The following is a 20,029-nucleotide window of genomic DNA, read 5'->3' as shown; positions in this document are numbered from 1 at the left end:
ATATGCCATTAAAAATATAAAATTTATTGTGGAGGATAAAGTTATGATAGTTGTATTAAAAATAGGATATACACAAGACCAATTAAATGAGATATTAAACTTCTTAAAAGTAAGAGGATTAAGAGTATCTATATCTCATGGGAAACAAATGTGTGTTATAGGAGTTATAGGCGATACTACATTAGTAGATCCAGATGAAATATTAGCTTTCTCATATATAGAAAAAGTTATGAATGTAAGCGAACCATACAAAAAAGCTAATAGATTATTCCACCCAGCAGACACTATTGTCGATGTAAATGGAAGTAAAGTCGGTGGAAATTTTGTAGGAATAATGGCAGGTCCTTGCTCAGTAGAAAGTGAAGAGCAAATAATAGAAGTAGCAAAAGCAGTAAAAAAATCAGGGGCAAACTTCTTAAGAGGAGGAGCTTTTAAACCGAGAACATCACCATATAGTTTCCAAGGTTTAGAACTAGAAGGATTAGAATTATTAAAAATAGCAAAACAAGAAACTAATCTTCCAATAGTAACAGAATTAATGTCTACAGCGTACTTAGATAAATTTGTAGAAGATGTAGATGTAATACAAATCGGTGCGAGAAATATGCAAAACTTTGATTTATTAAAAGAAGTTGGTAAGACTAAAACACCAGTATTATTAAAAAGAGGAATGAGTTCTACAATAGAAGAATGGCTGATGAGTGCAGAGTATATAATGGCTGGAGGAAATGAAAATGTAATTCTTTGTGAAAGAGGAATAAGAACATTTGAAACAGCGACAAGAAACACATTAGACCTAAGCGCAGTACCAGTTATAAAACAAAAATCACATCTGCCAATAATAATAGACCCATCTCATGCAACTGGGAAACGTGACTTAGTAGAACCACTTGCAAAAGCTGCTATGGCAGTTGGTGCAGATGGGCTTATGATAGAAGTACACAACAATCCAGAAAAAGCATTATGTGATGGAAAACAATCAATAAAACCAGACGCATTTGATAAAATAATGCAAACTGTAAAAAAATATGCAGAAGTAGAAGGTAAAGAGATAGTATTAGGAGATACAATAATACTATAAAAATAATAGAAGTTTTAAGGGGTAAATAATTAAATGTTTAAAATAATATAAAGCATTCAAAGTGGATGTGGGAGGAGAATAGATATGATAATAGTAATGAAACCAGGATTCACACAAGAAGAATTAAATGAAGTTGTTGAAGCAGTAGAAAGCAGAGGAGCAGCAGTCGATAAAATAGAAGGTATTGCAACATCTGTATTGGGCTTAGTGGGGGATACATCATATATAGATCCAGATGAATTATTGACATTTAAATGTGTAGAAAAAATATTAAAAGTACAAGAACCATATAAAAAAGCTAATAAATTATTCCATCCAGAACCTACAATAGTAGATGTGAACGGAACAAAAGTAGGTGGAGGACATCTTGGAATAATGGCTGGACCTTGTTCTGTAGAAAGTGAAGAACAAGTCGTAGAAATAGCAAAAGCAGTAAAAAAATCAGGGGCAAACTTCTTAAGAGGAGGAGCTTTTAAACCGAGAACATCACCATATAGTTTCCAAGGTTTAGAACTAGAAGGATTAGAATTATTAAAAATAGCAAAACAAGAGACAGGCCTTCCAATCGTTACAGAATTGATGTCAGTTGACTATTTAGATAGATTTGTAGAAGATGTAGATATAATACAAATCGGTGCGAGAAATATGCAAAACTTCAATTTATTAAAAGAAGTAGGAAAAACTAAAACACCCGTATTATTAAAAAGAGGAATGAGCTCTACAATAGAAGAATGGCTGATGAGTGCAGAGTATATAATGGCTGGAGGAAATGAAAATGTAATTCTTTGTGAAAGAGGAATAAGAACATTTGAAACAGCGACAAGAAATACATTAGACCTAAGCGCAGTACCAGTTATAAAACAAAAATCACATCTGCCAATAATAATAGATCCATCTCATGCAACTGGTAAACGTGACTTAGTTGAGCCACTTGCAAAAGCGGCTATAGCAGTTGGTGCAGATGGACTTATGATAGAAGTACATAACAATCCAGCAAAAGCACTATGTGATGGAAAACAATCAATAAAACCAGATACATTTGATAAAATAATGAAGCAATTGCAAGTATACACTGAATTAGAAGGTGTAACAATATAGTATGAAAATCACAATTGTCGGTTTAGGAGTTATTGGTGGCTCCTTTGCCATGGCATTTAAAGAAGCTGGTTTTGACGATGTATATGCTATAGATTTAAATAAAGAATCAATAGAAAAAGCAAAAGATATGGGAATTATAAAAGATGGTTCAGATAATGCAAGAGAGTTTCTAAAAATATCTGACTTAGTGATTATATGCATTTATCCTAAAATAATAAAAAATTTTATCCTAGAGAATAAAAACAATTTTAAAGATGGCGCTATAGTTACAGATGTTGCAGGGATTAAAGGAACCTTAATTAAAGAATTAGATGATATTATACCAGATAATATAGATTTTATTTTTGGTCATCCTATGGCAGGGCGTGAAAATAAGGGAATTGACCATGCAAGCGCCCAATGTTATAAAGGTGCCAATTATCTATTAGTAGATACAGAAAGAAATGATGATGACAATGTCCTCTTTTTACAATCTATAATATATAAGCTTGGTTTTAAAAGAATTATAAGAATTAGCTCAGATTTTCACGATCAGATTATCGCATTTACTTCACATCTGCCGCATGTTATGGCAGTATCATTGATAAATAGTGATGTGGAAGCTAGAAATACAGAAATCTATATGGGAGGAAGCTATAGAGATGCGACAAGAGTTGCAGACATAAATGAAGATTTATGGACTGAGTTATTTTTAGGAAACAAAGAAAATTTACTAGAAGTAATTGATGACTTTATGGCAGAAATGTCTAGATTTAGAAGTGATTTGGTAAAGGGCGACAAAATAGCGCTAAATAAACGATTAAAAAGAGCTACAAAAAGAAGAAGACGTTTAAATAAATAGAAAAAGCCCAGAGATATTTAAATTTATCCTGGGCTTTTTTAATTCTAAGGAAATTATATATTATCTGGTTTGTGGATAATGTATAATTTCCAACCTATTAACTAAAGCAACGGAATCTCCGATTCGTTGGCGTTATGAGTGAAGCGAATTTTTTGTTGATATTTTAGCTAATTTAAATATTATATTTACAGTAGTTTTTTTATTTATTATAATAAACTACAAGTACGTTTGGGATTATATGTAAAAAATGTATAAAAGAGGTTTATAAAATATAAAATAAAAAGGAGGATTTTTAATGTATAAATTAGGGATGATATTAGTAGTAATAGGGTCAATTGGAATAGTGTCTGCATTAACGCTAATTGTAGCTGATAAAAATAAACAATCAAAGCCAAAAAATATACAATTACAAAATTCAATAAATAAGCAGACAAATTCAGACTCTTATCAAGATAATAATATGGTAGAGAATTTATTAAATAGTAATCCAGAAACAGAAAACATAATTTATATTGATGATGAAGATGATTATATCGACAATATATGTCCAAACTGTAAGAAGACGTTAAATCCAGATGTTAAATTCTGTTCTAATTGTGGTCAAAAGTTAGTATAAATACGGGGAATAATAATTTTACTTAGATAATTAATAGAAATTATAATATATAAGCGGCTTTTAGTCGCTTTTTTTAATTCTAAGGAAATTAGACATTGTCTGGTTTATGGATAATGTATAATTTCCAACCTATTAACTAAACCAACGGAATCTCCGATTCGTTGTCGCCATGAAGGAAGTGAATTTTTTATATGAGAACAACTTTCTAGTAAAATATTGTAAATTATAGAAAATAATTGTAAAAATCGTTTTTTTGTTATAAAATGTAGGATATAAAATGGGTATATATTTTGGGAGGAATTATGAAAAATAAAGAAATAGCAAAGATTCTAACAATCGCAACAATTGTTGGGAATATGAATATGGCTTTTGCAGAAAATGTAGACAATATAAATGGGAATAATACTTTGACAACTACAATAAGCCAACAATCATCAACAGTAATAAAAACGGGGATAACAACTGCAAGTCTAAATGTAAGAAAAGGACCATCAACAAGTTATAGAGTAATAGGTGGATTATCAAAAGGTGCGAAGGTAGAAATAGTAGAAGTTAGCACTACAGGATGGTATAAGATCAAATTTAAAAACGAATACGGATATGTATCAAATAAATACGTTGAAGTTGATAAAAAAGATGAATCATCAGAACAAAAACCACCAACAGTAATAAAAACAGGAACAACAACAGCTGGACTAAATGTAAGAAAAGGGCCATCGACAAGTTATGGAGTAATAGGTGTGCTATCAAAAGATACAAAAGTAGAAATAGTAGAAGTTAGCACTACAGGATGGTATAAGATTAAATTTAAAAACGAATACGGATATGTATCAAATAAATACGTTGAAGTTGGTAAAAAAGATGAATCATCAGAACAAAAACCACCAACAGTAATAAAAACAGGAATAACAACAGCTGGACTAAATGTAAGAAAAGGGCCATCGACAAGTTATGGAGTAATAGGTGTGCTATCAAAGGATACAAAAGTAGAAATAGTAGAAGTTAGCACTACAGGATGGTATAAGATTAAATTTAAAAATGAATACGGATATGTATCGAACCAATATGTAGCAGATAAAAATTCAGGAGAAGGAACAGTAGAGGGAGATAGAGTTTATCAAAATCCTAGCAACTACTTCCAAATACAAGAAAATATAAGCTTTAAAGGACAAGGAAATTATATATTAAAAACAGGTACTATGGGACTTAAAGTTAGAAAAGTTCAAGAAAAATTAGGTATGTCAAGAACAAATAAAGCAATAGTAGGACCTGCTACTACTGCTAAGATAAAAGAGTTCCAAAAATCAATGGGATTATCACAAACTGGACAAGTAGATTATACAACATGGAATGCATTAGGACTTTCTGATGATGATTGGCATAATCTTGGAAGTTATGTATCACCTATACAAATTACAAAGAATAGTACAAAAAATGATTGTATTGAAACTATGATAAGTAGAGCGTATGATTATTTAGGAACAGAGTATATAGTAGGTGCATCAGGGCAACCTGGACAAGGAGTAGATTGCTCTGGCTTAGTTATGCAAGCATTATATTCAGTAGGAATAAATCCATTACCAGTTAGTGTAATTAGACATTCTCAACCAGGATATGAATATGAATCTAGAAATCTATTTACATCAAGTAAATTCAAAACAGTTAGCTATGAAGACAGACAAAGAGGAGATTTAATATTCTATTCAGATCAAAATGGAACAATAATACATATTGCAATATATTTAGGAAATGATCAAGTTATAGAAGCATGGCCTGGTAAAGTAGTAGTATGGCCAATAAAAAATAGCCATAGAGATAGAATCGCAGGAGTTAGAAGAGTTTTTAATTAATATATAATTAATTTAATATAGAGTGAAAAAGACTATTTAATAATATCTATTAAATGGTCTTTTTTTAATTCCCAGGAAATGATAAATTATCTGGTTTGTGGATAATAAATATACAATTAAAAAAAGATAAAATACTACAGAAATATATAGAAAAAAGGAGAATAAAAAATAAAATTGAAATATAAATAAGTAGACTATATAAAAGTATAGAAGTTATATAACCTTTGTAAGATGAAGAAGATAAAAAATTTTATAATGATATTACAAAATATTTTACGTTTTGTAACATTATTATGACATTTAAACAGTACTATATAATTATAGTTGGAATTAAAAAAGATGTAATAATAGTAAAAATTATTGTATAGGAGGGTTTAGATGGTAGAATCGGATTATGAATGTGATTATAAATTATATATTCAAAAGAAAAGATTACTAAAGGCATTGGTTTTTATTTTTATATATCAAATAATATTTTTGATTATAGTATTTCTCTCTTTAAATTGCCAAGTAATAAATATAGTCTACCTTATATATTTTTTAGATATAGATTTAATCGCTTCAATATTAACATATATATTGATTTGTAAAAATATATACAGAAGTAAGGATAAAAGTGTATTAATATTATCTAGTTTAAATATATATCCTGATGTACTATTTTTAATAGATAAAGATGAGTATATAATTGGAAAGAAAAAAGAATTAGTTGACGGATGGATAGCAAATCAAAGAATGGTAAGTCGAATACATGCAAAAATAGTTAGAGTGAACAATCGTTTTTTTATAATAGATGAAGAAAGCCTTAATGGAACGTATTTAAATGGAAAAAAACTAACTAAAAAATATATAAAACGCTTAAAAATAGGAGATAGAATTAGATTTGCAAACGTAGAATTTGAAGTAAAATAGGATTTGAAAATCATGACTATTCTGTAAAGGGGGAGTATTATGGAAGAAGTTATAACTGTTGTATTATACTTTCATAGATTAAAAAAGCAAGTTGATTTACAAGTACCAATAAATATATCTGCTACTGAATTTGTAATAGGGGTGAATGAAGCATACAATTTAGGTATAGATATAAATGATTTATCAAAATGTTATATAAGAAGTGAAAATCCAATAGCCTTATTAAAGGGAGAGAGAACATTAAAAGATTTTAATTTAATAAACGGAAGTATTATAAATATTTTATAGAATATAGAAAGTGATATTGCCTTTATATTTTGTAACTAATATAATTTTCATGAATATGCTTGAAATAAATTTAAACATTTTAAAGTGTTTAGTAAGGAGTTATTTATAAGGAGTTCGATTAGTATGCATAATTTTAAACTTATAATATACGGAAGAAATATATATAGAGAAGAAGTATTAAATAATCAGTTTGAAGTTATAAAGCTTGGAACAACAGTAGATTGTGACATTAGATTTAATGAGAATATATTTTTAAAATCATTTAAAATAAAATTCTTGAGAAACAATGATTTATGGACAATAGTTTGTGATGAAAATACAGAAATTCATTCACATAAAAAAATCCTAAAATCAAAAGAATTATATAATGGAGATAGTATTTCGATTAAATACACTCAAACAGATATAAATATTTTTAATATAGACTATTTAGTAGATTTTGATGTTATTCAAAATTATGACAGAATTATAAATATAAGTAATTTATCACAAATAAAAATAGGTGGAACACTTAATTGTGATATTTATATTGAAGATAACATTGCTAAAAATGAATTTATCACTCTAAAAAAGAGTGAAAATAAATATATATTAATTGATAATCAAACTACATATGGAGTTTATTTAAATGGGAGAAAGATAAATTCAAAGTCATTTTTAAATGATTATGATTTTTTTATGGTTGTTGGATATAGTTTTTATTTAAAAGAAGGAAATTTATATACAACTTCAAATGATGCAATAAATCCTTTAACATTAGAGTCATTTTATATTCAAAACAGTAAAAATGTATTGAAGTATCCTAAATATAATATAACAACAAGAAAAAAATACACAATTCCAGAAGAAGAAATAGAAATCTTACCGCCAAAACAGAAACCTAGACAGCCTAGAAAAAATATATTTTTATTGTTATTTCCATCTATAGGAATGATTATATTAATTATACTATTAAGAGGATTTATATCAGGGGGAGGAACCTTTGTAATTTATGGGGTTTGCTCAATGATACTTACTTTGATAGTATCTATTTTTAGTTATTATTATAGTCAAAAAGATTATGAAAAAGAAGTTGAAGAAAGAGAAAATAGTTATTTAAGATATATTGAAGAAAAGAAAAAGGAAATTATAGAAATAAGAAAAAGAGAACAAATAGTAATGAGGAAAATGTATAGATCTATGGATGCTAATTTAAAATCAGTAGAAGATTTTGATAGTTTATTTGATAGAGATAAAAATGACGAAGATTTTTTATATGTTAGAGTAGGAACAGGGCAATTACCTGCGATTTGTAAAATTAATTATAAATATCCAGATTTTAAAGATTTACAAGACCCTTTATTAGATATACCAGAGAGTATTGAAAAAGGGTATAAAAATCTTATAAATATACCTATAGTTTCAAGATTTTCAGAAGATAATGCAGTAGGAATATTAGGTGAGGATGAACAATTATTTGATATTTTAATAAATATAACTATCGATTTAGCAACAAGACAGTATTATAAAGATGTTAAGTTTATATATATTTTTCATAAAAATGATAGAAAAAGAATGACATGGTTTAGATGGTTTAAACATGTTGAAAATGACGATTTAGGTATAAGAAATATGGTTTATGATGAGGAAAGTACTTCTATAATATTTGACTATATGTATTCAATATTATCAAAAAGGGAGCAACAAAAGGAAGGTAATTTGTTTTCTCCATATTTTGTAGTATTTGTATTTGATAATATGGAATTAAAAACTCATCCAGTATCAAAATATATACAAAATGCTAAAGATTATGGATTTATTTTTGTATTTTTTGAACATTATTATGAATTGCTGCCAAAAGGATGTGCAGAAATAGTCAAATTATCACCAAAGAAAAATGAGGGTTATATATTTAAAACTACAAGTAGTGAAAATAAGATACAGTTTGCTTATGAACCAATAAGCTCTATAAAGGCTTTTGAAATTGCTATAAAAATGGCTGCAATATCTGTAGAAGAAGTAAGTCTTGATAATGAACTTACAAAAAATATTACACTATATGAATTGTTAAATATAATGGATGCTAAGGATTTGGATTTAAAAGAGAGATGGCAAAGTTCTAGAATTGATGAAAGTATAGCTGTACCTTTAGGAATAAAAATGAAAAATAAAAAAATATATCTAGATTTGCATGAAAAATATGATGGACCACATGGATTAGTAGCTGGAACTACAGGTTCTGGTAAAAGTGAAGTATTGCAAAGTTATATTTTATCAGCGAGCACATTATATCATCCTTATGAGTTAGGATTTTTAATAATAGACTTTAAAGGTGGAGGAATGGTAAATCAATTAAAAAACTTACCTCATCTAATTGGGTCAATTACTAATGTAGAAGGAAGAGAAATACAAAGGTCATTAAAATCTATAAAAGCAGAGTTAAAAAAGAGACAGGAATTATTCGCACTTCAAAATGTAAACCACATCGATGAATATATAGAAATATACAGACAAAATAAAGACATAACTCCGCTACCACATTTAATTATCATAGTAGATGAATTTGCAGAATTAAAAATGGAATATCCAGAGTTTATGAAAGAATTAATATCAGCAGCCAGAATAGGTCGTAGTTTAGGGGTACACCTAATACTGGCTACACAAAAACCTTCAGGTGTAGTTGATGCACAAATATGGAGTAACTCTAAGTTTAAACTTTGTCTAAAAGTACAGACAAAAGAAGACAGCAATGAAGTATTAAAAACCCCTCTTGCAGCTGAGATAACTGAGCCGGGGAGAGCATATTTACAAGTCGGAAATAACGAAAAGTTCGATTTATTTCAATCAGCATATAGTGGAGCGAAAACACCAAATGGAGATTTAAATGACAAAAATATATTTGAGCTTTATCAAATAAATTTATGGGGAAAAAAGAAATTAGTTTATACAAATAGACAAAAGGATGAAGAAAATAGAAAAACACAGCTAGAAGCTATAGTAGATAGAATAAAAGATTATTGTGATTTAAATAATATACCTAAATTACAAGGAATATGCCTACCGCCTCTTAATGACATAATTTATTTAAAAGACCTAAGAAATACATTTAGAGATATACAAAAGGGGATATCTGTTTTAATAGGAATATTTGATGATCCAGATAATCAAATACAAGAGGAACTGAGTATAAACTTATCTAATAATACATATATAATAGGTTCTTCGTTATCAGGAAAGACAATATTACTAGAAACTATATTATGTGACTTGATTAAAACATATACGCCAAAAGATGTAAATATATATATTATTGATTGTGGAAATATGGCTCTTAGAATATTTGAAGATTCAAAAATAATCGGTGGTGTAACTATTACTTCTGAGGAAGAGAGAATAAACAACTTACTTAGAATGTTAAAGATAGAAATTGAAAAGAGAAAACAAGTATTTTTAAAACATATGGTTGGAACTTATTTAAATTATATTGAGTCAGGATTTAGGGATATGCCACAAATCATTTTAATAATAGATAATATAACTGCATTTAGAGAATATTATCCAGGATATGACAATGAAATATTGGTGTTATCAAGAGAGGGTCAGAGTGTAGGTATAAACCTTATAGTTACAGGAATGCAGACAAATTCATTAAATAGCAGAATGTTATCTAACTATCCAACAAAAATATCTCTTCATTGCAATGACAAATCAGAATATTCTAATTTACTTGGTAGAAGTCAAGTTTATTTAAAAGATACTCCAGGCAGAGGTCTTATAGTTTTAGATAAAAGAATATTGGAGTTTCAGACTGCACTTCCAGTAAGAGGAGATAAAGAATTAGACAGAAGTAAAAATATACAAGAATTAATAAAACACTCGAATTTAACTTATAAAAATATAAAAGCTAAAAAAATACCTCAAGTGCCACCAGTTATTTACTTTAATAAATTATTTGAAGAAGAAATGGATCTATTTAAACATAAATATAAAATTCCAATAGGCATAGATTACAACAGTATAGAATATGTGTACTTTGATTTATTAGAAAATAGCTTATTTGCAGTAGTTGGAAGGGACAAAAGTGGAAAAACAAATTTTATTATGAATATACTTTCAACAATAAATAAAACAATATTTTTAAACAAAACAAAAGCATACATAATAGATAGCTCTAAACGCCAGTTATCACAAACAAAACAATATGGATTTGTAGAAAAATATACATTAGATTTATCTGATATAGAAATAATTGTAGACGATATTTATGATGAATTTGAAGAAAGACAGGATTTTTATAAAGATAATATTGAAGATATGGATGAAAATGAAATATTAGAGAAATTACCACTGTATTTAATAGTAATAGATAACAATAAATTTATAAATGAAATAAGTAAAAATAAAGAACTTAATACTAAATTTATGAATATGATAAAGAGTTTTAAAAATTATAAAATGTCTATAATTTTTACAAACATAGAAAATAGCAATCTATCTTATAATGCTCCAGAAATATTAAAAAAAATAAAAGAAAACAAAAGGGCAATTATATTTGAAGATTTAACTAATTTAAAATTATTTGATGTTAGCATGAAACAATCTAGAGAATTTTCAAAACCAATATCATTAGGGGATGGATATTTGCTTGAAAATGGAGAATATACAAAAATAAAGACAATAAAATACGATTAGTAAATATATTTATTAGTTTGGGGGAGTTAGATGAAAGAGGTTAAGAAAATAGATACAAAGTATTTTTATAATACTATTTCAGATTTAAAAGAGAGCATAAAAACATATAGAATTGCAAGAGAAACAGTATTTAGAGCAACTGATGAATTAGAGAGTTCGTGGGAAGGAGAAGGCAAAAATGGCTTTCATGCCGAGTTTGTTTTATTAAAAACTAAATTGAATGACCAAGAAGATAATTTAAGAGAAATGGCATTGATGCTAGAGAAAATTGCTTTAAGATATGAAGAATTTGATACAGATGTTTCAAGCCAAATTGAAAGTTCTACGAATTCAAAAAAATAGTGGATTTAATTATAACGTATAGACGTTTAAATATGATTTTATTTATTTTAGGGGGAGATTATGAGTAATTTAAAGCATAAATATAAAGAATTAAAAAGATTACAAAATAAGATTATGGAAAAAGATAATTTTGTCAATGATATAAATTATAAAATAGATGATTTGAAAGAGGATTGTATAGATTCGTTAAAATCTACAGTTAATATCTCAATTGAAGATATAGTATATGAATATTATGAAAAATATCCATATATAGATGATTTTTTGATAGAAGCAAATAACAGCATAGAAAATGAACTTAATAGACTTTATGAAAAAGTTCAACAAGAGGAAATTGAAAACAAAGAAAGGTTTAATAACTTATTTGGAGGGCTTATCTAATGGGAGAGATGATAATAAATTATTCAAAGCTAAATGGTTTATCTAATACAGCTAAAAAAGCAGCAGATAGATATAATAAAAGAATAAATCAATTAGAAGGATTTCGAAAAAAGTTAGATGAATTAGATACTCTCAATACTGGAAATTTGAATCAAGCTAATCTGCAGATAAAAAATAGAATTAATGAATGTATAAATAAAAAAGAAAAAATGACTATATTTAAACAAAAGATAGATGAACTAGAAAATGAAGTACTAAACACTGATAGAAAAGTAGCGAAAAGAATTAAACAAGATAGTAAATATTTTAAGGTTAAAAATAACATAAAAACAGGTATAGGAACACATATACTAGTATATTTAAATCAAAGTAAATATAACCCTATAAATAAATTGGAGTTTATAACTAAATTAATAACAGGATGCACTACAGAACAATTCAGAGAGGCGATAAATATTAATTTTAGAAACTTAAAATACAATATAAAAGATTTTTATTATGAAAAGGGCGGAAAGTACTGGATTAACATCTTAAAAGATGGCGTTACAACTGTAGCAGCAGCAACTCTATTAATAGCAGCTGCAGTTGGTTCTGGAGCATGGATAATAGCTGCACTAGGTGGAATCGCCGCTACTATATGGTTAGGATATAAAGGAATAACAAAATATATTTATGATGTAAAAGCATTAAAAGAATTTAATACTACTAAAAACAACGCTAAAGCCGATAAAATAGACAACAAAGATCATATAAATGCAAGTGAGTATATAGGTGGAAAAGTCACATCAGCAACAATCGGTAATAGAGAAATAGGTGAAAAAATAGGAAGAGGAACTACACAAGTTATAAGTTCATATTTTTTATTTAAAAATTTAAAAGACTTTACTAAAAATAAAATAAGTGAAATTAAGGCATATGACAAAAATATTTCATTTTATAAAAATCTAATCAGTACAAAACCATTTAATAAAGATGATTTAACAAAATTAGATAAATCCACTAATTTAATAAAAAGATTTAGTCAGGGAATAGGTATAGACGATATAAATACTTTAAATAAAATTTCAAATATGAGTAGAGATATAGGCACTATAACTATGAAAGTTAATCCAATAGGTGAAGTAATAAGCTCTATAAAGTCATATAAAGATGATTATTTTTCCGCTAAAAAATCAAAAAATCACATTATAAATAATTTAAATATCCCATTGCACAATATTCCAAACATTAGGTATATAAACTTAAATCCTCAAGCTAACACAAGTTTAAATAGATATAAGTTATATAATTTTGGAACATAGAAAAACTTAAAATATTCTAAGGGGGGAATATAGTGATAACACAAGAATATATAAATCAAGCTAAAGTACTTTATAGTGTAGGAAATTATAGAGAATCTATAAATAAGTATAAAGAGGCACAAAAACAAAATCCAATGGATATAGATATATATTTTGGGTTAAGTGAATCATATATAATGCTAGAAGACTTTATAAGTGCAGAGGAATGTTTAAATAATATATTATTGATAGATAAAGATAATGCAAAGGCATATTTCTATCTAGGTAATATTAAATTTTTACAAGGTAATCAACAAGATGGCAAGGAAGCATACTTAAAAGCGATTAGTTTAGGATTTTCAGATATAGATATTTTTATAAATTATGCAATTATATGTGAAGAAAATGAAGATTACTATAAAGCATTAAAATACTATAATAAGGCTTTGTCAAAAGATAAATTTAGAGCTGATATTATGTTGAGAAAGATAGAAATATTAATAGGAATGGACAAAATTGAAGAGGCATTAGAAAACTTAGACTTATTTATACAAATAAATCCCGATTTATTTGAAGGATATCATTTAAAATTTTTAATATTAATAGAAAACAACAGACTCCAAGAAGCACAGCAAATTCTACAAAGTGCAATGGCAATGTTTCCTGAAGATGAAGGATTTTTATTCGATAAGGTGATTTTGTTTGAGGAACAACAAAAAATACAAGAAGCATTGGAGATTTTAGAAACTGTATTTAAAAATAATAACAGTAAAATTGTATTAAATGAAAAAGCTAAGATTTACTTATCACAAAATGAAGTACAAAAAGCTAAAAATACACTAAAACAAATAATTGACTTAAATAAAGATGAATTTAATGAAGATAGCTCATTTTATTTAATTATGATCTATATAAGTGAAAATGATTATTTAAATGCACAAAAATATATAGATGAAATAATTGAATATAAAAATGAAGGAATATATTATTATTCAGCTCTTTTCCTAAAAGGTCAAGTAATAAAAGCGCTTTATGGTCAAAACTCTTGTAAAGATTATTATGAAAATACAGTTGGTATTTTAAGACAAGGAAGTTTAGACTATCCAGATAACTTGGACTTAATTATCTATAGAGGAATTATATATAAAGAATTAGAGAATTATGAAAGAGCATTGGAAATGGCTAATTATATTCTGGCTATATCTGATAATATTGGAGAAGCTTATTTATTGAGAGCGCAGATATACGAAGCTATGGGAGATATTGAAAAATCACAAAGTGATAAAAAGTTAGCTGTGGATAAAAGTGAAATACTTAATAAATTTGGAATTTAGGGAGGGGGCATGATGTCTAAAATATTAAAAGTGAATTTTGATGCATTTGAATATACTATATCTAAATATCAAGAAAGTATAGATTTATTTGAAGAAACTTTAAATAAACTAAATAAAAGTATCGATATATTAAAAACATCTGGCTGGGATAGTGCTGCAAGTGAGGAATTTTTTAATACTTTCGATAATAAGTGGAAATATAATATGGAACTTCACATAAAAATATTAAATCATTTTAAAGAATGCATAAAGTCATCACAGGAAGACTATAAAAAACTAGATGAGTTAATTCAAACAACATTAAAATCATTACAACTGTAATATAGTAAAAGATTATTAGATATAAATCTAATAATTTAAAATAAATATTTTTAGGGGGTAGAAAGATGGCAGATAGAATATTGTATAGCATACCAGAGATGAAACAAGCAGGGGCTAATTTCCATGCTAAAGCAGAGGAAATAAACGATATTTTAAATTATTTGAATTCTGAAATAGAAAATTTAGAAAGTGTATTTGATGGTGCAGCACAAGATAGCTTATTTGCTAAATATCAAGAATTACAAGAAAGTTTAAAACAATTTCCAGAGGTAGTAGATAATCTAGGTTCATTAATAGAAAATATAGCCCAACAAGTAGAACAAAATGATCAAGATATGGCTAGCTCCATATCTTCTAACTAATATTTAAATAATAGGGTTGTTATTATTTTTTATAATAATGACTCTATTTTAAGGAATGATAGTATGAGAATGTTTAATATTTCGGCATCTGTAGGGTGCCATAAAGGAAATAAAAGAAAAAATAATGAAGATAACTTCTATTTAAATGGAGAATTTAAAGAAGACCCAAATGAAAAAAAGAATTTATTTTTCAATATAAATACTAATGATAAAATACAGGTTTATGCAGTATGCGACGGCATGGGTGGAGGAGACTTAGGAGAAATTGCATCTTATATTGCTGTTAAAATACTTTCAAAATATCAAAAAGAAGTATTCAATTATTCAGGAAGAATAACTATAGAGAAACATATAGATGAATATATAGAGGATGTTAATGAAAGAATTTGTGAAGTTACATCAAAATTAAACAAAGACTGCATAGGAACTACAATGGCATTAATAATTATATATGAAGATTATATGTATATATATAATTTAGGTGATAGTAGAATTTATTTTATTTCAAAATATGAAATTATACAACTATCTAAAGACCATACAAAAGCACAGATGCTTTATAAATCAGGAATTATAAGCAAAGATGAAATGAAAAGTAGTCCCTCAAAAAATATATTAACTCAATATTTAGGTATATCAACACAAAATGGAAATATATCACCATATAAGATACTGTTTAGAATAAATAAAGGAGATAGATTTTTAATTTGTAGTGATGGTGTATCAGATTTATTAAATGATAATGAAATTGAAAATATAATAAGAAATAGTAGTACTACAGATAATGCTGTTAGTTTTATTGTAGATAATTCACTATTAAAGGGTGGAATAGATAATATAACTGCACTTTTAATAGAAATAGAAGGCAGTAAAAATGAAAAAGCAAATAAAGTTATTAGATGTATATTGCTTTTAACTTTTTTAGTAATAACTATCATAGGCATAAATTTATTGTATTAAATTATAAAACTATAAAGGGGGAGAAGTGTTGAAAACAAAATTATTAGTTTTGTTCACTATTATAACGATAGTTGGTGTTGGTATGATAGTATTAAAAGACAACTTTGGGAAATATAACAAACAAGTAAATTACGGATATAAACTTTTAGAAACTGATAAATATGAAGAAGCAGTACTGGCATTTAATAAGGCTATAACTATTGATAAGAAGAAAGACAGGGCCTATGTAGGTCTTATGGATACGTATAAAAAGCAAAATAAAGAAGATGCTGCACAAAACATATACAATGTTGCGAGTAATGCAATGCTTAATGTATCTGATATAGAGGCAATTAAACAAAGATATGAGGCAATACGAAATGAATATATAAAGGAAACTGGTAAAGATGTATTGCCACCAACACCAGAGCAAAACAATACAAACTTGGCTAATAATGATAATTCTGAAACAAATATAGATACATTACAAAACGGTACAGATTTATCTAAGGACTTATATAAATCATTGGAAGATGAATTAAAAGCAGAGTATGGTATGATTTCAAATACAAAGTTTAACTATTCTCTTACTGAAAGTTCAAATAATATAATTAGTTCAGGTTATGGCGGAATAATAAGAATAATATATGATGATTTAGATAACAATGGAACTGATGAAATGATAGTTTCTAGAGTTGAAAATCAAAATTTAGCTATAGAAGTTTACACAGTAAATGATAATGATGTAAATTGTGTACCAATATACTGTTTTAATAATTCACAAGAACCAGGAGATTATGTGACATATGAAATGTTTTTAACTAATAAATATGAAGCTAACGCAAATTTATTTATAAAAAATTTAAATGGAGATAAATATTTATGTTTAGAATATGGAAGTGGATTAGGAGTAAATAATGGGGATGAAGATCAAGAATATAAAATTTTAGATATATATAAATTTGACGGAGAAAAATTATATATTATAAGTACCTATGGGGAGGAAATAGACTTGGTGAAGAAGAAATAGATAAATATATAGTATCTGGTGAAATGGAAAATATATATGAAGAATTTGATGATGAATCTGAGTTTATAGATTATCTAAAAAATATATTAAGTGAATATGATTTAAGTGGATTATGGTCAGATAGAGCGTATTTAACAAATTATACAGATGACAGAGAAAAACATTATACTAAAGCTTCAGATAGATGTTCAGATATTATTGACATAATTAATATAACATCATATAGTGAAGGTAATGATGATAATATAACTTTAGAAATAGATACATGCAATTAACTTTAAACAGAAGAGAGTTTTCATAAGTGGGATAAGCGATGAATATTCTTTTTAATAAATACAAAATAATTAAAAAGATAGGTCAAGGAGGTATGGGGAGTGTATATTTAGCTCAAAATATATCATTAGGAACATTATGGGTAATAAAAGTAATAAATAAAAAAAGAGGGCAAGGATATGATTTACTAGCAGAGCCAAACATTCTTAAAAAATTAAACCATCCTTCACTTCCTAGAATTATCGATATAGAACAAGACCAAAATTATTTATATATTATAGAAGATTATATAGAGGGTATAGCTCTAGATAAAGAATTAAAACAAGTTGGCCAATTTGCAGAAGGATTAGTAGTAGAGTGGGCAAAACAATTATGTGAAGTGTTAATTTATTTACATTCTCAAAGGCCAAATCCAATAATTTATAGAGATATGAAACCAGAAAATATAATAATAGCCCCAGATAATACAGTAAAATTAATAGATTTTGGTATAGCTAGAGAATTTAAAACAGATAGTTTAAGTGATACTAGTTATATGGGGACAAGAGGATATGCAGCACCCGAACAATATGGAAAAAGTCAAACTGATGAAAGAACAGATATATATTCTTTAGGTGTTACTTTATACTACTTATTAACAGGTATGAATCCAAATGATTTACTATATGATTTTAGACCTATGAGAATTTATAATCCTCATTTATCTCAGGGAATTGAATATATAGTAAATAAATGTGTACAAAATAGACCTGATAAAAGATATCAAAATGTAAATGAACTTTTGTATGACTTAAAAAATATATATGTTTTTAACGAGTCATATAAAAAACAAAAAAGAGATAAATTTATTAAAAATACCTCAAAGGTGTTATTAATTTGTATAGCTGTTGGAGCGATAATTTTTGGTACAAAAACATTTTTTAATCAAAAAATATCTAAATATGACAAGTTAATAAATGAGGGTACAGAATGTTTAAAAAGTGGAAACTTAGAAGAAGCACAAAGTAATTTCGAAAAAGCTGGGGAAATAAATTCAGATGACCCAGCATATGTAATAGGAAATGCAAATGTTTACTATAAACAAGGTAATTATGATTTCTATTTAGAATATTTAATAGATTATTCTAACAAGAATAATAAAATAATAGATAATCCTGAATATAATTTTGTAATGGGAAATGCTTATTATAAGCAGGAAAACTGGACAGGAGCAATAGAATATTTTTCAAAAACAGTCGATTTAGCATCTCAAGACGAAAACTACAATGATAGAATTAATGAATTTAAGGCAGATTTAGCAAAAGCCTATGTCAAAGATAATCAGATAGAAAAAGCTCAAGAAATAATCAATAGTATACCTGATGGAAATGATGATTATATCAACTATATAAATTGTGAAATTGATGAAGCATCAAATAATATATCATCAGCAATAAGTGGATATAAAAACATAATAAATACAACTAAAAATGAAAATATAAAATCTGAGTGTTATATTTCAATTGCAAATATATATAAAAATCGAAATAACTTTAGCATATGCATATCAACAAAGTGGGGACTTAGTATCAGCAGAAAATGTATTTATACAGATGGAAGAAAAATATCCATCAGAATATAGGTGTTATGTGCAATTAGCATATGTATATATAGAATCTGAAGGAAATAAAAGTGAAGAAAGCAGAGATTATCAAAAAGTAATAGACAACTATAATTTAGCAGTTCAATATGCGCCAAATGGAGAAAATACAGCGGAAGTAGTACAGTTGAGAGGTAAGATTGATGAATTAGAATCAAATGGATGGATCTAAAAGGGGAGGAATAATATGTATACAATAGGGATAGTTTTAACAATTGTAGGGGTTGTTGGAATAATAGGAACCCTTATATGGATTTTTGTAGATAATCATAAGAAAAATAAACAAAGACAGAATACAATTAAGAGTATAAGAAATCAACAATATGAACCACATTTTCAAGATAGCAGAGTTAAAAATTATAGAGCACCAAATTCTAGACCATATGTCAGCCCAAATCAGGAATTTGATCTTACAGAAGGGCTAAGCAATAATTATCCAAATCAACATATAAATAAAACACAATATACTAACCAAAATTCAGAACAAGATTTTAATAGACAATTAAATCCCAATATATATCAAGATTTACAGACAGAAAATTTAATGACAGATAGCTTGTTTAATAGTGACGTAAATACAGAAAGCTTAGTATATACTGATAGAACTTCAGAGAGTTTAGTTGATGATGGCGAAAACTATACTGAAACTATACAAGATGATATAAAAGATTATGAAACTTCAGATATGTGTCCTAATTGTAAAACACCGCTAAAGCAAGGTGCAAAATTCTGTAGTCATTGTGGAACAAGATTAGTATAAATTTAGGGGAA

20 protein-coding genes are annotated in these 20,029 nt (G+C 26.9%); all 20 read left to right on the top strand.

The annotated features are described in order from the left end of the window. The first annotated feature begins 43 nt into the window (after positions 1-43). The 20 genes from aroF (I4U58_RS02495) (at position 44) to I4U58_RS02400 (ending at position 20,018) form a co-directional block, all read left to right on the top strand. Positions 44-1,081: a 3-deoxy-7-phosphoheptulonate synthase gene (aroF, locus tag I4U58_RS02495; protein ID WP_195929467.1), complete on the top strand. Its 1,038-nt coding sequence runs from the start codon at positions 44-46 to the stop codon at positions 1,079-1,081. Positions 1,082-1,165: 84 nt separating this feature from the next. Beyond that, on the top strand, positions 1,166-2,179 hold the full coding sequence (aroF, locus tag I4U58_RS02490; RefSeq protein ID WP_195929466.1) for a 3-deoxy-7-phosphoheptulonate synthase: 1,014 nt from the start codon (positions 1,166-1,168) through the stop codon (positions 2,177-2,179). 1 nt (position 2,180) lies between these two features. Further along, positions 2,181-3,020 carry a prephenate dehydrogenase gene (locus I4U58_RS02485; protein ID WP_195929465.1) on the top strand — a complete coding sequence of 280 codons (840 nt, stop codon included), beginning with the start codon at positions 2,181-2,183 and terminating at the stop codon, positions 3,018-3,020. Positions 3,021-3,315: 295 nt separating this feature from the next. Further along, entirely contained in the window at positions 3,316-3,636 is a 321-nt protein-coding gene (locus I4U58_RS02480; protein ID WP_195929464.1) for a zinc-ribbon domain-containing protein, read from the top strand. A 302-nt stretch (positions 3,637-3,938) separates the two neighbouring features. Continuing rightward, positions 3,939-5,486, top strand: coding sequence for an SH3 domain-containing protein (locus tag I4U58_RS14215; protein ID WP_195929463.1), 1,548 nt, complete (start codon positions 3,939-3,941; stop codon positions 5,484-5,486). A 378-nt stretch (positions 5,487-5,864) separates the two neighbouring features. Next, positions 5,865-6,398 carry an FHA domain-containing protein gene (locus I4U58_RS02470; protein ID WP_195929462.1) on the top strand — a complete coding sequence of 178 codons (534 nt, stop codon included), beginning with the start codon at positions 5,865-5,867 and terminating at the stop codon, positions 6,396-6,398. A gap of 39 nt (positions 6,399-6,437) precedes the next feature. Continuing rightward, positions 6,438-6,686: an EsaB/YukD family protein gene (locus I4U58_RS02465; protein ID WP_195929461.1), complete on the top strand. Its 249-nt coding sequence runs from the start codon at positions 6,438-6,440 to the stop codon at positions 6,684-6,686. A gap of 123 nt (positions 6,687-6,809) precedes the next feature. Continuing rightward, positions 6,810-11,357, top strand: coding sequence for a type VII secretion protein EssC (essC, locus tag I4U58_RS02460; RefSeq protein WP_195929460.1), 4,548 nt, complete (start codon positions 6,810-6,812; stop codon positions 11,355-11,357). A gap of 30 nt (positions 11,358-11,387) precedes the next feature. After that, on the top strand, positions 11,388-11,699 hold the full coding sequence (locus I4U58_RS02455) for a WXG100 family type VII secretion target (protein WP_195929459.1): 312 nt from the start codon (positions 11,388-11,390) through the stop codon (positions 11,697-11,699). Positions 11,700-11,759: 60 nt separating this feature from the next. After that, on the top strand, positions 11,760-12,080 hold the full coding sequence (locus tag I4U58_RS02450; protein WP_195929458.1) for a hypothetical protein: 321 nt from the start codon (positions 11,760-11,762) through the stop codon (positions 12,078-12,080). Continuing rightward, entirely contained in the window at positions 12,080-13,381 is a 1,302-nt protein-coding gene (locus I4U58_RS02445) for a hypothetical protein (protein WP_195929457.1), read from the top strand. The genes I4U58_RS02450 and I4U58_RS02445 overlap by 1 nt, the downstream gene beginning before the upstream one ends. Positions 13,382-13,413: 32 nt before the next feature. Further along, entirely contained in the window at positions 13,414-14,694 is a 1,281-nt protein-coding gene (locus I4U58_RS14305; protein ID WP_195929456.1) for a tetratricopeptide repeat protein, read from the top strand. 12 nt (positions 14,695-14,706) lie between these two features. After that, a complete protein-coding gene (locus tag I4U58_RS02435) occupies positions 14,707-15,015 on the top strand; it encodes a WXG100 family type VII secretion target (RefSeq protein ID WP_195929455.1) in 309 nt (102 codons plus the stop codon). A gap of 65 nt (positions 15,016-15,080) precedes the next feature. After that, positions 15,081-15,377, top strand: a complete 297-nt coding sequence (locus I4U58_RS02430; protein ID WP_195929454.1) for a WXG100 family type VII secretion target — start codon at positions 15,081-15,083, stop codon at positions 15,375-15,377. A gap of 63 nt (positions 15,378-15,440) precedes the next feature. Next, positions 15,441-16,337: a protein phosphatase 2C domain-containing protein gene (locus I4U58_RS02425; RefSeq protein ID WP_195929453.1), complete on the top strand. Its 897-nt coding sequence runs from the start codon at positions 15,441-15,443 to the stop codon at positions 16,335-16,337. Positions 16,338-16,365: 28 nt separating this feature from the next. Further along, positions 16,366-17,346, top strand: coding sequence for a tetratricopeptide repeat protein (locus tag I4U58_RS02420; protein WP_195929452.1), 981 nt, complete (start codon positions 16,366-16,368; stop codon positions 17,344-17,346). A gap of 23 nt (positions 17,347-17,369) precedes the next feature. Continuing rightward, positions 17,370-17,621, top strand: coding sequence for a hypothetical protein (locus I4U58_RS02415; RefSeq protein ID WP_195929451.1), 252 nt, complete (start codon positions 17,370-17,372; stop codon positions 17,619-17,621). 38 nt (positions 17,622-17,659) lie between these two features. After that, positions 17,660-19,240 carry a serine/threonine-protein kinase gene (locus I4U58_RS02410; RefSeq protein WP_195929450.1) on the top strand — a complete coding sequence of 527 codons (1,581 nt, stop codon included), beginning with the start codon at positions 17,660-17,662 and terminating at the stop codon, positions 19,238-19,240. Positions 19,241-19,247: 7 nt separating this feature from the next. Continuing rightward, complete coding sequence (locus I4U58_RS02405) at positions 19,248-19,430, top strand: hypothetical protein (RefSeq protein ID WP_195929449.1); 183 nt, start codon at positions 19,248-19,250, stop codon at positions 19,428-19,430. Positions 19,431-19,445: 15 nt separating this feature from the next. Further along, the gene (locus tag I4U58_RS02400; RefSeq protein WP_195929448.1) at positions 19,446-20,018 is read left to right on the top strand and encodes a zinc ribbon domain-containing protein; all 573 of its coding nucleotides are present in this window, start codon (positions 19,446-19,448) and stop codon (positions 20,016-20,018) included. Positions 20,019-20,029: the final 11 nt, after the last annotated feature.

It is taken from the genome of Clostridium sp. 1001270J_160509_D11 (genome assembly GCF_015667935.1).
Classification (GTDB): Bacteria; Bacillota; Clostridia; order Peptostreptococcales; family Peptostreptococcaceae; genus Intestinibacter.
The sequence above is the reverse complement of the archived record's forward strand: the minus strand, read 5'-3'. Positions and strand labels throughout refer to the sequence as shown.